General features: G+C 44.4%; 14 protein-coding genes. 8 read left to right on the forward strand and 6 right to left on the reverse strand.

Annotated elements, in window-relative coordinates; all coding sequences use genetic code 11:
• The first annotated feature begins 62 nt into the window (after positions 1-62).
• Both O3627_RS01130 and O3627_RS01135 read left to right on the forward strand, forming a co-directional pair.
• Complete coding sequence (locus tag O3627_RS01130; RefSeq protein WP_032905372.1) at positions 63-2,132, forward strand: M13-type metalloendopeptidase; 2,070 nt, start codon at positions 63-65, stop codon at positions 2,130-2,132.
• 319 nt (positions 2,133-2,451) lie between these two features.
• A complete protein-coding gene (locus O3627_RS01135) occupies positions 2,452-4,503 on the forward strand; it encodes a C69 family dipeptidase (RefSeq protein WP_125382764.1) in 2,052 nt (683 codons plus the stop codon).
• A gap of 90 nt (positions 4,504-4,593) precedes the next feature.
• Here O3627_RS01135 and O3627_RS01140 read toward each other — a convergent pair whose 3' ends face one another.
• Positions 4,594-5,154 (reverse strand): TetR/AcrR family transcriptional regulator, encoded by a 561-nt coding sequence (locus O3627_RS01140; RefSeq protein ID WP_125382763.1) that lies wholly within the window; start codon positions 5,152-5,154, stop codon positions 4,594-4,596.
• Positions 5,155-5,297: 143 nt separating this feature from the next.
• On the opposite strand from O3627_RS01140, the gene O3627_RS01145 reads away from it, so the two are divergent.
• The 6 genes from O3627_RS01145 (at position 5,298) to O3627_RS01170 (ending at position 11,801) form a co-directional block, all read left to right on the forward strand.
• Positions 5,298-5,999, forward strand: coding sequence for an ABC transporter ATP-binding protein (locus O3627_RS01145; RefSeq protein WP_125382762.1), 702 nt, complete (start codon positions 5,298-5,300; stop codon positions 5,997-5,999).
• A 1-nt stretch (position 6,000) separates the two neighbouring features.
• On the forward strand, positions 6,001-8,724 hold the full coding sequence (locus O3627_RS01150; protein WP_125382760.1) for an ABC transporter permease: 2,724 nt from the start codon (positions 6,001-6,003) through the stop codon (positions 8,722-8,724).
• Positions 8,725-8,821: 97 nt separating this feature from the next.
• A complete protein-coding gene (locus O3627_RS01155; RefSeq protein WP_125382759.1) occupies positions 8,822-9,670 on the forward strand; it encodes a metallophosphoesterase in 849 nt (282 codons plus the stop codon).
• A 56-nt stretch (positions 9,671-9,726) separates the two neighbouring features.
• A complete protein-coding gene (locus O3627_RS01160; RefSeq protein WP_002931101.1) occupies positions 9,727-10,179 on the forward strand; it encodes an Rrf2 family transcriptional regulator in 453 nt (150 codons plus the stop codon).
• A 225-nt stretch (positions 10,180-10,404) separates the two neighbouring features.
• Positions 10,405-11,262 (forward strand): VOC family protein, encoded by an 858-nt coding sequence (locus O3627_RS01165; protein WP_185756139.1) that lies wholly within the window; start codon positions 10,405-10,407, stop codon positions 11,260-11,262.
• Positions 11,263-11,297: 35 nt separating this feature from the next.
• Complete coding sequence (locus tag O3627_RS01170) at positions 11,298-11,801, forward strand: methylated-DNA--[protein]-cysteine S-methyltransferase (RefSeq protein WP_125382757.1); 504 nt, start codon at positions 11,298-11,300, stop codon at positions 11,799-11,801.
• A 108-nt stretch (positions 11,802-11,909) separates the two neighbouring features.
• On the opposite strand, the gene O3627_RS01175 is transcribed toward O3627_RS01170, so the two are convergent.
• The 5 genes from O3627_RS01175 to O3627_RS01195 all read right to left on the reverse strand — a co-directional run bounded on the left by O3627_RS01175 (position 11,910) and on the right by O3627_RS01195 (position 16,979).
• A complete protein-coding gene (locus O3627_RS01175) occupies positions 11,910-12,602 on the reverse strand; it encodes an alpha/beta hydrolase-fold protein (RefSeq protein ID WP_125382755.1) in 693 nt (230 codons plus the stop codon).
• The gene (locus O3627_RS01180) at positions 12,583-13,611 is read right to left on the reverse strand and encodes an ABC transporter substrate-binding protein (protein ID WP_125382754.1); all 1,029 of its coding nucleotides are present in this window, start codon (positions 13,609-13,611) and stop codon (positions 12,583-12,585) included. Before O3627_RS01180 ends, O3627_RS01175 begins: the two co-directional genes overlap by 20 nt.
• 55 nt (positions 13,612-13,666) lie before the next feature.
• On the reverse strand, positions 13,667-14,422 hold the full coding sequence (locus O3627_RS01185; protein WP_125382753.1) for an ABC transporter ATP-binding protein: 756 nt from the start codon (positions 14,420-14,422) through the stop codon (positions 13,667-13,669).
• Between the two features lies 1 nt (position 14,423).
• Positions 14,424-15,470, reverse strand: coding sequence for an iron ABC transporter permease (locus tag O3627_RS01190; RefSeq protein WP_125382751.1), 1,047 nt, complete (start codon positions 15,468-15,470; stop codon positions 14,424-14,426).
• Between the two features lie 426 nt (positions 15,471-15,896).
• Entirely contained in the window at positions 15,897-16,979 is a 1,083-nt protein-coding gene (locus O3627_RS01195) for a Xaa-Pro peptidase family protein (RefSeq protein WP_125382750.1), read from the reverse strand.
• Positions 16,980-17,094: the final 115 nt, after the last annotated feature.

Raw genomic sequence — 17,094 nt, forward strand, 5'->3', positions numbered from 1 at the left:
CGGCAAATTTTTCCAGACCTTCAGTTTTCTGTTGACGAGGAAAAAAGAATATGTTAAAGTAAATGAGTAAAATAAAAAAGTCAATTATATTTTACTTAATATACAAGGAGGAACTCATGAAGAAAAGAACCAAAATCATTCTAACTTCTACGTTGACTGTGACCGGCCTAATCTTGGCTGCCGGTGGCTATTGGGCTTATAAGACCTTTGTCCCTCAGGAGACACCGATCGATAAGAATGCCACAGTGAGGACCAATTACTATCAGGCCATCAATAAAAAATGGCTGGAAAAGGCAGAGATTCCTAGCGATCAGCCGTCTAACGGTGTGTTTTATGAACTGAACGAGCAGGTCAAGGATAAGATGAAGGCGGATGTCAAAAATCTAGTCTCTGGTAAAGAAGAGTCAACGATTGAAGGCATGCCTGAGTTTATCAAATACTATCAGCAAGCGACTGACTTCAAGCAGCGGGAAAAGGATGGCCTAGCCCCTCTCAAGCCCTATCTCAAGGAAATTGAAGACTTGTCCGATTTGAAGGACCTAGCCAGTAAGGCTGTTGACTGGGAAAAGCGTGGTCTAGCACTGCCGTTTACCCTTGAAATTAGTTCTAACCTAGAAAATACCAATCAGAAACAAGTGAATCTGTCCAGTCCAAGTCTTATGCTGCCGGATAAGAGCTACTATGAAGATGAAGGTGCTAAGAAAAGGATGATGGATCCGCTGGAAAAAGCATTCAAAGAAGCCATGCAAAAGCTGGGCTACAGTGAAAAAGAGAGCGAAAAGATTGTCAAAGAAGCCTTAGAATTTGATGGAGAACTGGCCAAGTATGCCCAAAGTAATGAAGAAACTTCGGAAATTAAAAATCTTCACCATCCTAAGACGGCTGAAGACATCAATGCCTACTCTGATACCTTTAAGTTTCACGATATTATCAATGACTATCTAGGCCAGGAAGCTGGTGATGTCAATGTACCTAACCCTAAGTATTATGAAAATTTTGCCAAGGTAGTCAACGACAAGAACTTTGCCAAGCTCAAATCTTGGATACTTGTGAAGCAAGCCGCATCAGCATCTAGTTTTCTAACCGATGACTATCGGCTGATTTTTGCAGAGTACCAAAAATCCTTGCAAGGTACTAAGGAAGCAACTTCAAAAGAAGATGCAGCCTACAATCTGACAACAGGAACTTTTTCAGATGTCTTCAGTCTTTACTATGGACGTAAATATTTCGGTGAGGAAGCCAAGCAAGAAGTAACCCAAATGGTCAAGGATATCAAGGAAGTCTATCGGGAACGTATGCTGAAAAACGAATGGCTATCAGAAGAAACCAAGCAGAAGGCAGTCAAGAAGCTGGATACTATGAAACTCTATATCGGCTATCCTGAAAAAGTTCGCGAAGCGACTAAGGCCTTGAAAGTAGACGATAAAAAATCCTTCTTTGAGAATGCAATTGCTTTGAGTCAAGCAAAACATCAATATGATGTTGAGCACTTCTCTGAGCCAGTAGACAAGGACGAGTGGGTCATGCCTTCCTATGATATCAACGCTTACTACTCACAGGAAAATAACAGTATCAACTTCCCAGCTGCAATCCTGCAGAATCCATTCTTTGATGTTAAGCAAGAGATGGAAAAGAACTACGGCGGTATTGGTATGGTTATTGGTCATGAGATTACTCACGCCTTCGACTCAAACGGTGCAAACTTTGATGAAGAGGGGAATTTGAACAATTGGTGGACAGAAGCAGATAAGAAAGCTTTTGACAAGAAAATTGAAGCTGTTACCAAGCAGTGGGATGGTATTGAAATCTACGGCGGCAAGGTCAACGGCAAGCTTACAGTAACAGAAAATGTAGCCGATGCCGGTGGACTTTCAGCCACTCTCGAAGTTGTGAAAAAGAAATATCCAGATGCAGACTTGAAGAATTACTTTGAAAACTATGCCAATATCTGGAGAAGCAAGGCTAGTCTGCAATTTAACCAACTTCTCTTGAAGGTAGATGTTCATGCTCCTTCCGAGCTTCGGGTCAACCAACAACTCAAAAATGTAGAGGCCTTCTATGAAACCTATCCAGAAATTAAAGAAGGTGATGCCATGTATCTGGCTCCAGATAAGCGGGTCAGCGTATGGTAAGATGGCTTGTCTAGAGAAGACGGTAAAATAATCTAAGCTATGAAGCACAACCAGTTTGGTAATAGGAGAGAAGTTTGTTCTTTTTCCCCTATCCATTCTTTCCTGCGACACTTGCGCGGCTGCGGGTTGTGCCTCCGCAGCCACGTGTCTTTAAAGTCAGATTTTATCTGGCTTTTTTCTATTTTGAAATGAATTATTTATCTAGTAAATCTTATACGTCAAAAAAATGAAATCGCTTGCAAATACTGGTATAAAAGGCTATACTGAATATAGTATTTCATTTTGTAATTTTTTACAAAAAAACAAAGGAGATATTTTTATGAAAAAAATATTGTTTCGTTCCTTGTTAGCTCTTTCGACCATTTTTCTCTTTCCTTTCCAAGTGGTCGAAGCCTGCACAGGATTTATCGTCGGGAAAGACCTGACAGCAGACGGCACAACGTTTTACGGTCGGACAGAGGACTTGGAGCCCAATCACAATAAGGTCTTTCTGGTTCATCCGAGAAAGACCAATGCGAGTGGTGCCAAGCTGGTCGATGAAACCAACGGCTTTGAATGGACCCTACCGGCAGAAAGTTACAAGTATACTTCGGTCTCAGATGTGACCCCATCCCAAGGCATTTTTGACGAGGTTGGCTTCAATGAGTACGGAGTCTCTATTTCTGCGACTGTTTCTGCCAAGTCTAATGATGCCATCCAAAAAGTGGATCCTTATGTAGCAAATGGCTTGGCAGAGTCTATCCTGACAACTGTCGTTCTGCCTCATGTTCAGACTGCCCGTCAGGGTGTGGAGCTGATGGCACAGATCGTCAGAGAGCAGGGAGCAGCAGAGGGGAATATTATCACCATTGCTGACAAGACTGGTGTCTGGTATATGGAAATCCTATCTGGCCACCAATATGTTGCTATTAAATTCCCAGATGACAAGTATGCAGTCTTTCCTAATACTTTCTTCTTAGGCAGTGTTGATTTTGATGATACGGAAAATGTCATTGCCTCAAAAGGTGTTCAGGATGTTGCCAAGCAAGCTAACTCTTATAAAGAAATTGACGGCAAATTCCACATTTCTCAGTCCTACAATCCACCGATGGCAGAGGCAGATCGTTCGCGTGCCTGGGCAGGTATCACCAGTCTAGATCCAAATGCGGCCGTATCTTATAACGACTCTTACTTTGATCTCATGCACTCCACAGACAGAAAGATCAGTGTAGCAGATGTCATGGCTATGCAGCGCAATCGCTTTGAGGGTACTCAGTTCAAACCGCTGGACCAAATGGAGCTAGATGGTAAGGGGCTGCCACAACGTGGTACGACAGACCCTGTTTACAAATATCCGCTGGGGAACCCAAATGTCATGGAAGCTCATATCTTCCAGCTCAAAGACGGTGTTCCAGCCAATATGGGCGGAGGCACTATGTGGCTGGCGGTAGGCAGTCCGCGCTTCTCACCTTACCTGCCTTATAATGGGAATATCAAGGATACTTACGATGCTTATAAGGTCAACACAACTAGCTACAGTCCAGACTCTTGGTACTGGGTAGCATCTCATATCTACGATATGGCAGCCAAGCATCAGGACCTCTTTGGTACTTCTGTCCAAGACAAGTGGAAGGCCTTGGAAGCCCGATTTATTGAGGAGCAAAATGCTCTAGATGCAGCCAATGCAGCTCTGCCAGACTCTTCAGCCAAAGTTACTGAGGAAACACAGGCTCGAGCAGCCCAAGTCTTTAAGGAAATGAAAGATCTAGAAGCAGAAATGGAAGCTAAAATCAAGGAAGCAACAAAAAACACTCCATCTAGCTCCAGCAAAGATTCTAGCAGCTCTTCATCAACTCAAAACTCGTCAAGTTCTTCCTCTTCAGCAACTTCTAGCAGTTCGGATACACGGACGGAAGTCAATGTAGAAGATGACAGCTTGGTAGATGTCGCAACTGGCATTCGCTTGAAAAATGCTGACTTGGTCAAGGCTGGTCTTCAGCTGTCAGTGAAAAAAATGGAAAGCAAGATTCAGCCGACAGATACTTATGACATTAGCTTGACCAATCCAAATGGTCAGCCGGTGCATCAGGTTAGTCCAACCCTTGTGACGATTCCAGTACACAAAGACCTGCCAGTGGATGCCGTCTATGCTCTGGATGAAAATGGCAAGCAGGTTGAGAAGTTTGATGTAACAGTTAATCAAAACCAGACCATTAGCTTCACGACCAATCATTTCTCTGTTTATCAAGTGCAGTATCGAAATGAGCAGTCCGTCAAGGCTAAGAAGAAAGACCTACCATCAACAGGTGAGCAAGTCACCATCATGGGCCTTGCAGGCTTGATTATCCTAGCAGGAGTCTTCTTCCTTTTGAAGAAAACAAAGAAAAACTAATCTAAAATAAAAAGAAGGCCGAGCAATATGTTCGGCCTTTCTTAGTGGAAAAAATGACTTTTGTCTAGGCTAGCCTTCAAGCTAGAGCCCTTATCTCAAATAATCATAGTTATAAGTAGTTAAAATCATGTCCGTGATTTCTTCGGGTTCCTCTTGAGCACCACCGGCTATCCAAAGAGAAATAATTCCCTCAACGCTGGATAGGAAGATTTCCAGTGCATATTTCTGAGGGATGTGAAAGTTTTCCTCTAAAAAATGCTGGGTAGCAGCTTCTTGATTGTCACTCAGAATGATGCTGGTTATGTACTCCCGAATAGCTTCGCGAAAGTCAATATAATGGCTTCTGGTCAGGGCATTGATAAGACGTTCATTAGCTCGCAGTATATGAAATTTTGCTATCATTAACTTTTTGGGATATTCGTTCTCCGCTTCAAACATGCTATAACTAGAAAGTTGGGAAATAATGTCGTTTTTGAGACTATCAACCATCTGATACTTATCTTGGTAGTGGAGGTAGAAGGTGCCGCGATTAATCCCTGCCCGTTTGCAGAGTTTGCTGATGGAGATATTATCAAACCTTTCCTCTGATAGTAGTTGAATCAAGGCTTCCTTGATGTCTTCCTTAGTGCTAGTTTTTCGTTTCTGGACCATTTTTTCTTCCTTTTTACTTAAATCAACACTTTGTTGATTTTTGATTATTGCTTTTTATCTAAGCTCATTATATAATATCTGTGATTTAGAATCAACATATTGTTGATTTAAGGAAAAGAGCTTTGAAAAGGAGAGATGATGACATGGCTTATATTGAAATGAAACATAGTTTTAAACGTTATCAGGTAGGTGACACGGAGATTGTCGCCAATCATGATATTTCTTTTGAGATTGAAAAGGGGGAACTGGTCATTATCCTGGGTGCTTCTGGTGCTGGTAAGTCAACAGTGCTTAATATTCTTGGAGGTATGGATACCAATGATGAGGGAGATATCCTGATAGACGGCCAGAATATTGCTGACTACAATTCCCACCAGCTGACGGACTATCGCCGCAATGACGTGGGCTTTGTCTTTCAGTTTTACAATTTGGTGCCCAACCTGACGGCCAAGGAAAATGTCGAATTGGCTTCTGAAATCGTCAAAGATGCTCAAGATCCAGTGGCCGTTCTAACCGCAGTTGGTATGGAAAATCGCCTCAATAATTTTCCAGCGCAGCTGTCAGGTGGGGAGCAGCAGCGGGTGTCTATCGCTAGGGCTGTGGCAAAAAATCCCAAGATATTGCTCTGCGATGAGCCGACAGGGGCTCTGGACTACAATACCGGCAAGCAAGTACTGCAGATTTTACAGGACATGTCCCACAATCAAGGGGCGACGGTGATTATCGTGACCCACAATGCTGCCTTGGCTCCCATTGCTGACAGGGTTATCCGCATGCACGATGCGAGAGTCAAGAGTGTTACAGTCAATGAAGAGCCTCAGGATATAAGTACATTGGAGTATTGATATGAAGAGAAAGATTTATTGGAAAGATATTCTGCGCTCCTTCACTAGCTCTAAAGGACGTTTCCTATCTATTTTAATCCTCATGATGCTGGGCTCTTTAGCTCTCGTGGGGCTTAAGGTCGCTCCACCCAATATGCGCAGAACAGCAACAGATTATTTGAAAGAGCAACGAACCATGGACTTGGCTGTTATGGCGGACTATGGTTTGGATAAGGCGGATCAGAAAGAGCTGGAATCTATTAAGGGAGCTGATGTCGAGTTTGGCTATCTGACAGATGTCACCGTAGACGAGGAGGCCCTGCGAGTATTCTCGGATACTAAGGATATTTCAAACTTTCAAGTGACCTCCGGTCGTCTTCCCAAGAATGCGCAAGAAATTGCCCTGGCTAGCTTTTGGTCTAAAAAATACAAGCTTGGTCAGGAGATTGATCTGACTGAGAAAGCAGGCAGTCGGTCAGTTCTGAAAAACAAGACTTATAAGATTGTGGGTTTTGTCAACTCGGCAGAGCTCTGGTCTGATAGAAATCTGGGCAATGCGACTAGTGGCAGCGGGGCTTTATCAGCCTATGCTGTAGTCAGCCCCAAGGTCTTTGATACAGATGTTTACAGTATTGCCCGTCTGCGCTATCATGATTTAGAAAAGCAGGCTCCCTTCTCTGCAAGTTATCAGGAGCGTTTGGAGCAGCACCAGGCTGCTTTGGACAAGAGCCTTGAAGATAATGGAGCGACCCGGTTTAAGCGATTAGAGACGGATGCCAAAAGCACCATTCAGAAGGGTGAAGACAAGATTGCTCAGGCTGAGAGTGAGCTGACCCAAGGTAAAAAACAGTTAGAGCAAGCTCAGAGTCAGCTGGACCAGCAAAAAAACCAGCTAGCGGCAGCTCAATCCGCTTCTATCCTAGCTCCCAATCAGCTCAGTCAGAGCCGGCAGCAGATTCAGGAGGCTGAGTCCCAGCTCAATCAGAAAAAAGCAGACTTCGCACAGGCAGAGAAAGACCTATCTGCTAACAAGGACAAGCTAGCTGAGGCTAAGTCAGACCTGAGTCGTTTGAAAGAGCCTGCCTATCATAGCTATGACCGCAAGTCTCTGCCAGGTGGTAATGGCTATCATATGTATAAAAACTCCATGAATAGTATTGCGTCGATTGGTAATATCTTCCCGGTGGTGCTCTATCTGGTGGCAGCTATGGTGACCTTTACCACCATGACTCGCTTTGTCGATGAAGAGCGAACAAATGCAGGTGTCTTTAAGGCTCTAGGCTATCATAGCCGAGATATCATTCGTAAGTTTGCCCTTTACGGTTTGGTGGCGGGGAGTCTAGGTACCCTCATAGGGATTCTGCTGGGACATTATTTCTTGTCTGGAGTGATTTCTTCTATTATTACCAGAGGGATGGTGCTTTCTGCCCCGCATGCATATTTTTATGTTTCCTATAGTTTACTGGCCCTTGGGCTTTCCCTTCTTTCCAGCGTTCTCCCTGCCTATTTGGTGGCGAGGCGGGAGCTGACAGAAGAAGCAGCTCACTTGCTTTTGCCCAAGCCACCGGTTAAAGGCTCCAAGATTTTCTTGGAAAGACTGTCTTTTATCTGGCGGCGCCTTAGCTTTACTCAGAAGGTCACAGCTCGCAATATCTTTCGCTATAAGCAGCGGATGTTTATGACCATCTTTGGTGTGGCGGGTTCTGTTGCCCTGCTCTTTGCCGGCCTAGGACTCCAGTCTTCTATTGGTGGTATTCCCAAACGTCAGTTTGAGGAGATTCTGCGCTACGACTTGATTGTCGCTGTCAATCCTGGGGAGAATCAAGCTGAGCAAGACAAGCTGAAAAAGATGTTGGCAGATGACTCGATTGCTGATTATCAGGAGATCTACAGTGAAACCTTGACAGAGAAATACAAAGGAAAAAAAGAGACAGAGTCAGTCACTTTAATGGTTACGGACAAGGAAAATTTTGAACCTTTTATTTCTATGGAAAGTCCTGACAACCAGCAAAAGCTGACTCTCAAGGACGGTGTAGTTGTTTCGGATAAATTGGCCCGCATAGCTGGAGTTAGCCCCGGTGGCCGTATAGAGCTGGGTGGCAAGCCTGTCAAGCTCGCAGCAGTCAATGAGAATCATTTTGGCCATTTTGCCTTTATGAAGGCAACTGACTACCAGAAGATTTACGGCAAAAAGCCCGAGAAAAATGCTTATCTAGTGCGGCTCAAGGACTCTTCTAGCAAAAATATTGTGGATAAGGCCAATGAATTTATGAGCCTCAAATCTGTCAAGAGTGTCTCCCAAAATGCTAGCATGGTGAAGCAGTTCAACGTTCTAGCTGATTCTCTTAATAATACGATGCTAATTTTGGTCCTGATTTCCATTCTTTTAGCAGTCGTCATTCTCTACAATTTGACAAATATCAATGTGGCCGAGCGGATTCGCGAGCTGTCCACCATCAAGGTTTTGGGCTTCCATAATAAGGAAGTGACCCTCTATATCTATCGAGAGACCATTATTCTTTCAGTGATTGGGATGGCAGTTGGGCTTCTAGGCGGCTTCTTCCTGCATCGTTTTTTGATTGAGAAGGTTGCGCCTAGCATTATCAGCTTAACCCCTCAAGTAAGTCCCTCAGTCTATCTGTTTCCTCTAACAGCAGTGACTCTTATTCTGACCTTGCTTGGCTTCTTTGTCAATTACCGCCTCAGACGGGTGGATATGCTGGAAGCGCTCAAGTCTGTTGATTAATTTATAAAAACATTTCAAAACTTTCACTCACTTGATGGGTGGAAGTTTTTTTGAACTTTGATATAATATTCCTTGTAAAGAAAGAGAAAGACATACGATGACACGAAAAATTGCCTTATTATCCGATGTGCATGGGAATAGCACAGCCTTGGAAGCAGTACTGGCGGATGCGGAAAGCCAGCAGGTGACAGATTATTGGTTTTTGGGGGATTTGCTCCTGCCAGGCACCGGTCGCAGAAATATTTTAGATAGGATGGAACAGCTGTCTATTAGCCTCCAGGTCAGGGGGAATTGGGAGGACAGTCTCTGGCATGCTCTGCACCAAAAGTTAGACTTGACACGTCCCAGCCATCTCTACCTGACCCGGCTCTGCCATTTTGTCCTAGAGGAAATCAGTCCAGAAGAGATTGACCGCATGCAGGAACTCCCTCTTCAGCTCCTGACAGAAGTAAAAGGCTTGAAGATTGCGGTCAGCCACCATCTGCCAGATAAGAATTGGGGGCGGGAGCTGATTCATATTGGCGCGCAGAACGATTTCGATCAACTTTTTGAGGGGAATGACTGTGCTGTCGCTGTTTATGGTCATATTCACCAGCAGTTTCTCCGCTACGGGACTAAGGGCCAGCTGATTATCAATCCCGGCTCTATTGGTCAGCCATTCTTTCTAGATTCGGCTTTGCGTCAGGACTTGCGAGCCCAGTATGCCATTTTAGAGATTGATGAGACGGGTCTGGCTGATGTCGACCTTCGGCGCGTGGCCTACGATGTGGAACAGGAGCTACGATTGGCTCGGGAGCTCCACTTGCCTTACTATGAGATTTATCGGGAGAGCTTGGTCAATGGTATCCACCATACCCACAACCACGACCTGCTTCGGGAAATCAGTGAGCGGGAAGGATATGCGGATGAGATCGCAGCTTTCTTAAAGTCCAGTCGTAACTCTTGAAGTTACACCATTTTTGAGATATAATAGTGAGAGAAGATGATGAGGGAGGAGAAAAAATGCAGATTTCTAGCCGTTTTACCATTGCCACTCATATGCTGATTGTCCTGGCTTTGGAGGGAAAAAAACAAAAACTGACAAGTGATATCCTTGCTGGCAGTGTCGGCGTCAATCCAGTTATTATTCGCAAGACCCTGTCCCAGCTCAAGAATGCCGGGATGATTACCGTTGCTCGTGGGACTGGAGGAGCAGAGATTGCCAAAGATTTGAAAGACATTAGCCTGTTGGATGTCTATAGTGCGGTTGAATGTCTGGGCAAGAGCGGCCAGCTCTTTAGCTTTCATGACAAGCCCAATCCAGACTGTCCTATCGGCAAGAACATTCACAATGTCTTAGACGATCGCTTGGCAGCTATTCAAGCAGCCATGGAAGCTGAATTGGCTCAGACCAGCCTTGACGAAGTCGTCGCAGCAACCGAAAAAGAAATTAAAGAACAATCTGTTTCCCAGTGAGCAGATTGTTTTTTGGTGAATAATATTCTGAGATGTAATTGTTGACATTACATTAAGATGTGCTATACTAATAGATGTAACAAAAATGATTACAATTTAAATAAGACTTCGGAGCAAATGGAAAGGCAGGCAACCACATCAAGAAACGTATTTCTGTTTTGGGAAAATAAAAAAAGATTTGGCAGGAGCACTGCTGAAATTTTAAATTTAAGAGAGGAGAAAAACATGACTTTTGAATATCAAAGCAAGATTTATCTAGGAGAGGTGGCACTTTATGTGGCCGATTTAGCAAGACAAAAGGATTTTTATCAGCGCGTTTTAGGGCTGGAACTTTTGGAAGAGCAGGACGGACAGGTGGCTTTGGGCAGGGATGGACAAGTGCTGGTGAGGCTTTTAGCAACCAGTGACCGGCAGTCCGTTAAGTCGTCTTACGGTCTTTATCATCTGGCACTCTTGCTTCCAAGCCGTCAAGCTTTGGCAGATATCCTTAAGCATTTATCAGAAAATAAAGTTCCTATGGTTGGAGGAGCCGACCACGGCTATAGTGAAGCCATTTATCTGGAGGATCCAGAAGGCAATGGCATTGAGCTTTATCGGGACAAGCCTCAGGCTGATTGGGATATTCGAGAAGATGGCCGCATTATCGGAGTGACGGAAGTGCTAGCGGCTCAAGAAATCTATGAACTAGGTCAGGAAATCCAACCTTTTAGTATTGCCGAAGGAACTCGTATGGGCCATGTCCACCTGTCTGTGAAAAATAGCAGAGCAGCCAGTCATTTTTACCAAAAGCTTCTAGGCTTGGCGGATAAATTTTCTGTACCTTCTGCTAGCTGGCTGGCATCCGGAAACTACCATCATCATTTAGCAGTCAATGAATGGGGAGGTTCTCACTTGAATCATCGCCAACCTAAGCAACTAGGACTAGCCTATTTTGAGGCGCAAGTAGAAGGAAAAGAAGATCTAGTAGCTATTTATGAAAATGCTCTGGATTTGCAGGCGCCAGTCCGATGGATTAGCTCCCAAGAGCTAGAAGTCACAGACCCAGATGGGATTGTGGCAAAAGTTAAGACAAGAGTGGTATAATAAGGCATATCAAGAAGCTAAAAGAAAGAAAAAATATGTACAAGACTTATTATACATCGCTGATTGGCCAGATTCTCATCTTGACAGACGCAAATGCCTTGTTGGGACTTTGGCTTAAGGGTCAGAAATATTTTGGGGCAGGCTATGATCTGGAGCAAGCGCAGCAGGAGGAGACAGAAATCAGCCGACGCGTCTCTGCTTGGCTGGATGCTTATTTTAAGGGAGAAAATCCTGCGACAGATGAGATTCCATTGGCACCCCAAGTGACTGAGTTCAGAAGCAAGGTTCTGACAGTGCTGCAGAAGATTCCCTATGGGCAAACGGCTACCTATTCAGATATTTTGCGGGAGTTGCAGGCTGAGTATGGAAAAATTGGCTCGGCCAGAGCAGTCGGTGGTGCCATCGGCCACAATCCCATTTCCCTTCTGATTCCCTGTCATCGGATTGTCGGAAGCAACGGCAAGCTGACCGGCTATGCCGGCGGTCTTGATAAAAAAGCTTTCTTGTTGAAACTAGAGGCGGGAGAGAAAACGGAATAAATCTTTCCACTCAAGACTTTTACCATTTTACTGGTAAGAGTCTTTTGCTTGCATTAATAAACTAAAAACCCCTTTGTCAGCTGCTGTGAGTGACAAAGGGGTTTTTCGTTAGTCGATATGCCATTGTGTGGCCAGCCAATCGGCAAAGCCACCATAGCGCTCTTCGATGGCTTCATGATGCCCATAAGGATCAAAGACGGAGTATGTGGCAAGGATTTCTTTCTGAATCAAGCGATGAATTTCTGCAGCATAAAAAGGAGCTTTGGAAAGTCGGTTCGAGTGATTCGCGCCTTCAGTCTTTCCATTCTGCAAATAGACTAGACAGTCCTTGTTTTTCAAGTCCTGAGTTCGGCAATGGTCGGTGAAACCTGGGTACCAAAAGGAACCGCAGATAGAAAAGACACAGGGAACTTCGCAGCCGCTATAGAGACTGTAAACAGCCGCTAGTCCACCGAGTGAGTAGCCACCATAGGCAATTCTCTTGTCATCCAGTCGGTAGTGCTGTCTGATTTCTGCTAATATATCGTTGAATAGTTTCTGGTGGTAGCTATCTGCTCTGCCGCCAAAATCGGGATTGTCAGGCTTTAGAGCATTGGCTTTCCAGGGTGTATAATCGTCCAGCCTGTTGTTCGATATCAGTCCGATCAAGATTACTGATGAAGAAAGCCTGCTCAAGTAGTTTATCTGGCCATCATTTAGCAAGATTGCTGGATAAGGTCTCGAACCGTCATAATCTTGGGGCAGGGCAATGTTGACAGTGATACCCTCCCAGACAAAAGTCTTATTTATTGACAAAGTCATTGATTTTCTCGAGTGAGTCGATTACAGAAGGACCGTAATCCATGAACTCATCATAGGAGATGGTCATGATTTTCTGATTTTTGACCGCTGGAACATCTTCCAGAACTGGATTAGCTTTCATTAGATCAACTGCTTGTTCATCAATGGACTTGTTGCGGTCGCTGGTTACATAGATGATGACTTCTGGATCCATAGAGACCAGATTTTCCAAGGTTAGGTCAGAGATTCCAGTCGCTACATTGGTATAGCCGAGCTGGTTGAGCAAGCTCTCCTGCAGGGCAGATTTATAAGCACCGAAAGTCTCATCGTTGTAGGCACACATGATGAGCGCTTTTTTCTTTTCACCTTGGCTAGCCTTATTAGCTTTCTTGACAGTGTCAATTCTTGTCTGCAGCTGGTCAGCATACTGAGTGGCCTTGTCTTGGACATTAAAGATGGTTCCTATATTCTTGACATCTTCAACGATATTTCCTAGGTCTTGCTTGGTATTGGACAGGGAAGCCTTCTGTGTATAGACAGGGATTTTGTTTTCATTCCAGGCACTGACTGTCCCCAGAGATTTCTCGGAAAACATCATGTTTCGGCCAAGAAGAGCATCTGGCTCATAGGATAGCACAGTTTCCTGTGATACGGTTTTCTTGTCGCCGACTTGCGGAATGGTGGCAATATCAGCCTTGTATTTATCTGTGACATTGTTGTCTGGATTGAGCATACCGGCGATCTTGTCTTTCAATCCTAGTTCAATCATGATTTCGGTCGTTGAAAGGTTGTTGGTGATGACCTTTTCCGGTGCCTTTTCAAAGACCTGATCAATCTCCTTGCCTTCGGCATCGTAAGTTTTGATTGTTACTGGATATTTTGTCTCTGCTGTGCTCTTTTTCGCGCTCTCTGTTTTGGAGGAAGATTGTGAAGTTGAGCTTTCTTTCGTACTTTCCTTAGATGAAGAATTGCAGGCTGCCATTGTCAGTGCAGCAGTTGCGACGAGTAAGATACTGAGTGTTTTTTTCATATTGCCTTCCTTTCTTGGGCTTGGAGCTTGTATAGATAAAGCTGAAAACAGGCTCTTATAGATACTGAATCATGGCCTGTCGATCCTTGGTCCAGATCACTTTACTCTGAATACCGTAAACGGCTTGCAGTGAATCATGAGTGATGGCCTCCTTTGGAGCGCCTTGGTATGCAATCTCACCTCCCTTCATGAGGTACAAATAGTCTGAATACCGACAAGCCAGTTGGATATCGTGTAACACAGCCAAAACATTGATGTTCAGGTCTTTGACGATACGCAGCATATCCAGCTGGTATTTGATATCCAGATGATTGGTTGGCTCGTCTAGGAGCAGTAGGCTTGGCTGCTGGGCTAAAGCGCGTGCCAGCAGGACTCTTTGCTTCTCACCACCAGACAAGGATAGATAGGTTCGCTCTCCCTTGTCTAGCATGTCCACCTGCCTCAAGGCATGACGGACGAGGGCATAGTCTTTTTCGCTCTCTTTTTGAAAAAAAGAGAGATGCGGCGTCCTGCCCAGCATGACGATTTCTTGGACAGTGCAGTCAAACTGAAGATGGTTAAACTGAGTTACAACGGCTATTTTCTGGGCTGCTTTTTTTATGCTGACCTGTTCAAGCGGCCTTCCGTCTAGATAAATGTTCCCGCTGTCAGGTTTGATTTGGCGGTAGATGGTTTTGAGCAGACTAGTTTTGCCGCTTCCATTGGGTCCTAAAATGGTGTGAAACTGATTTTCCTCAACCTTGAGCGAAATTCCTTTTAAGATCTCTTTTTGGCCGACAGAATAGTGGATATTTTGGCAAGTTAGATCCATATCAGCTGCTTACCTCCTTTCGGCTTTTGGCTACAATGTAGATAAAGAAGGGGGCGCCGACCAAAGCGGTGAAGATCCCAATCGGCAGTTCGGCATTTTTGACCAAAATTCGAGCCAAAACATCTGCCCAGACAAGAAAGAGTGAGCCGAGCAGGGTAGCGATAGGAAAGAGCCTTTTGTAGTTGGTACCAACTAATCTGCGAGCAATGTGCGGAGTGATTAGTCCGACAAAGCCGATAATGCCGCAGCAGGCAACCAGCACCGCAGTCATTATTGCGACAACTGTGATATAGAGGAACCAGTAAAAACGCAGAGGTACCCCCAGTGTCAAAGCTGCTTCGTCCCCCATCATCATAGTATTAAAAATACGATACTGGAAACAGAAAAACAAAAAGGAAAGATCAACAACAAGAGCCGGCAAGGCAAGGTCTGACCAAGAAGTTCCAGCCAGTGAGCCCATAGTCCAGAACTTGATGGTCATAAGGCTGTCAGCATTGGCACCGACAGAAATGATAAAGTTGGAAAAGGCGATAAAGAGGGCATTTACAACTGTTCCTGATAAAATCAGACTGCTTGTCGTCATTTTTCCCTGCATGGATGCGATAAAAAGGACCACAGCCGATGCCAGAATGGCTCCTATAAAGGCGCCTGCGCCAGTAATGGATTTGAGGCCTAAGATAATGCTTAGTGTGGCTCCGAAGGTTGCACCGGCTGAAATTCCTAGGATATAAGGCTCTGCGATAGGATTATTGACAGTAGATTGCATGACGCTGCCACAGACAGACAGGCCAGCGCCGGCCAGGATTCCCAAGAGCACTCTTGGAACCCGCATGTTCCAAACAATCGCGATTGTGGACGGAGATAGTTTGCTTGTGCCAAGGGGAAAACCAAGCTTGCTGAAAATAATCTGGTAAGTGTCTTGTATGTCAATAGTGACCGATCCCAAGGAGACAGCTAAAAAGAGAGAACAAGCCAGAAAAATGACGAGAAGCAAGAGCAGGCAGACATAGCGAGAAAATCCGTGATTTTCTGACTTTTTAAATAGCATCCAGACCTCCTTAACAGCAAAGATTAGAATTTTTAGACAATTTTTTCATAAAAAATTATAACATTTTTAAATCAGAAGGGCAAGATGGGATAAAAACCTCTGATATGACAAGGTTTAATGACGCTTTATCTTTTCAGTGATGAATCATCTTTCTGGTGTAAGAACTGGTTAGAGCTGAGTAATTGAGTTCTTTGGAACGTCTCGAGAGACGACTTCATTAGAGAAAAAGCAGGTAAATCTAAATGACTTAGTATAATTACTAGGAAACAAGAAAAAACGACAGAAACTTTTCTATCGTTTTTTTGAAATTATAAATGCGTAAGAACTGAGGGAGCTATAACGATGTCCAATAATGATAGCTCAAATAACCAGAAGGTCTTTACCAAGCCAATAATCATTCAAGACATAATATAAGCTGATAAAATTCTATTCAAAATACAGCAAGTCCTTGCTAGTCTCGGTGAAGAGTTCAAAACCATTCTTAGTGACATGGCCGCAGTCTTCGATACGGACACCGACCTTGCCAGGGATATAGATGCCAGGCTCAACAGAGAAGCACATGCCTTCCTCAATGACCATGTCGTTGCCCTCCATGATGGATGGGAATTCGTGAACATCCATACCGATACCGTGGCCGAGGCGGTGATTGAAATACTCACCATAGCCCGCTTTTTCGATGACTTGCCGAGCGGCGCGGTCTACTTCATGAGCTGTGACGCCTGGCTTGATAAAGTCAAGAGCAGCTTGCTGGGCTTCCAATGTCAGATGGTAGATATCTTTTTTGAACTGATCCGGCTGGCCGACAGCAACGGTCCGTGTCATATCGCTGGCATAGCCATTGACCATGCAGCCAAGGTCAAAAAGGAGGAGGGCGTTATTTTCAACTTTATTGGCACCGGGAATGCCGTGCGGATTAGCTGCATTATTTCCCGTCAGCACCATAGTTTCAAAGCTCATCTCATAACCTTCGCGCTTGATGGCAAAGTCAATCTGAGCGATGATATCTGTTTCGGTATTTTCCAGTGAAATATTGTCAAAACCGATATTGACAGCCTTGTCAGCATATTGGCCAGCTACCAGCATTTTCTGGATTTCATCGGCAGACTTAATCAGGCGCAAGCGGTTGACGTAAGGTGTCAGGTTGGCAAATTCTGCAGTTTCAAAGACAGTTTTCAATCCATGATATTTGGTCAAAATCAAGTTATCAAACTCAAGAGCAACAGTCTTGAAGGAGTGAGCCGGAAGGGCTGCTTTAATCTTCTGCCAAGGATTTTCCGAGTCCATATAGCCAAGGACTGAAAAGGGAACAGAACCTGAAGCACGCTCAACCTCTAGAGCAGGCACGAAGAGCAGGGGTTCATGGTCAGGATAGACAAACAAAAACATCTGCCGCTCATGCGGGTCGCTGTAAAAACCAGTCAGATAATTGATAGTGACTGGATCAGACAGGACAGCAGCATCTAGCTTCTCATTATCGAGATAGTGGGTGATTTGTTGAATTTTTGTCATGGTCACAACCTTCTTTCTATGCCTCTATTTTGGCAAAAAATGTCAAAAAAAGCAAGACTTTTCAAAAACTTATCAAAATACTTGAAAGTGTTTACAAGAAGTGATAAAATGGTGA

The organism is Streptococcus sp. 27098_8_82 (assembly GCF_041431615.1).
GTDB classification, from domain to species: Bacteria; Bacillota; Bacilli; order Lactobacillales; family Streptococcaceae; genus Streptococcus; species Streptococcus sanguinis_K.

Bases quoted from the DNA above. Each gene is read 5' to 3' on its own strand.
- O3627_RS01160 (WP_002931101.1), top strand. From the start codon at position 9,727: ATGCAGATTTCTAGCCGTTTTACCATTGCCACTCATATGCTGATTGTC.
- O3627_RS01145 (WP_125382762.1), top strand. From the start codon at position 5,298: ATGGCTTATATTGAAATGAAACATAGTTTTAAACGTTATCAGGTAGGT.
- O3627_RS01195 (WP_125382750.1), bottom strand. From the start codon at position 16,979: ATGACAAAAATTCAACAAATCACCCACTATCTCGATAATGAGAAGCTA.
- O3627_RS01165 (WP_185756139.1), top strand. From the start codon at position 10,405: ATGACTTTTGAATATCAAAGCAAGATTTATCTAGGAGAGGTGGCACTT.
- O3627_RS01140 (WP_125382763.1), bottom strand. From the start codon at position 5,154: ATGGTCCAGAAACGAAAAACTAGCACTAAGGAAGACATCAAGGAAGCC.
- O3627_RS01155 (WP_125382759.1), top strand. From the start codon at position 8,822: ATGACACGAAAAATTGCCTTATTATCCGATGTGCATGGGAATAGCACA.
- O3627_RS01185 (WP_125382753.1), bottom strand. From the start codon at position 14,422: ATGGATCTAACTTGCCAAAATATCCACTATTCTGTCGGCCAAAAAGAG.
- O3627_RS01190 (WP_125382751.1), bottom strand. From the start codon at position 15,470: ATGCTATTTAAAAAGTCAGAAAATCACGGATTTTCTCGCTATGTCTGC.
- O3627_RS01130 (WP_032905372.1), top strand. From the start codon at position 63: ATGAGTAAAATAAAAAAGTCAATTATATTTTACTTAATATACAAGGAG.
- O3627_RS01170 (WP_125382757.1), top strand. From the start codon at position 11,298: ATGTACAAGACTTATTATACATCGCTGATTGGCCAGATTCTCATCTTG.
- O3627_RS01175 (WP_125382755.1), bottom strand. From the start codon at position 12,602: ATGACTTTGTCAATAAATAAGACTTTTGTCTGGGAGGGTATCACTGTC.
- O3627_RS01135 (WP_125382764.1), top strand. From the start codon at position 2,452: ATGAAAAAAATATTGTTTCGTTCCTTGTTAGCTCTTTCGACCATTTTT.
- O3627_RS01150 (WP_125382760.1), top strand. From the start codon at position 6,001: ATGAAGAGAAAGATTTATTGGAAAGATATTCTGCGCTCCTTCACTAGC.
- O3627_RS01180 (WP_125382754.1), bottom strand. From the start codon at position 13,611: ATGAAAAAAACACTCAGTATCTTACTCGTCGCAACTGCTGCACTGACA.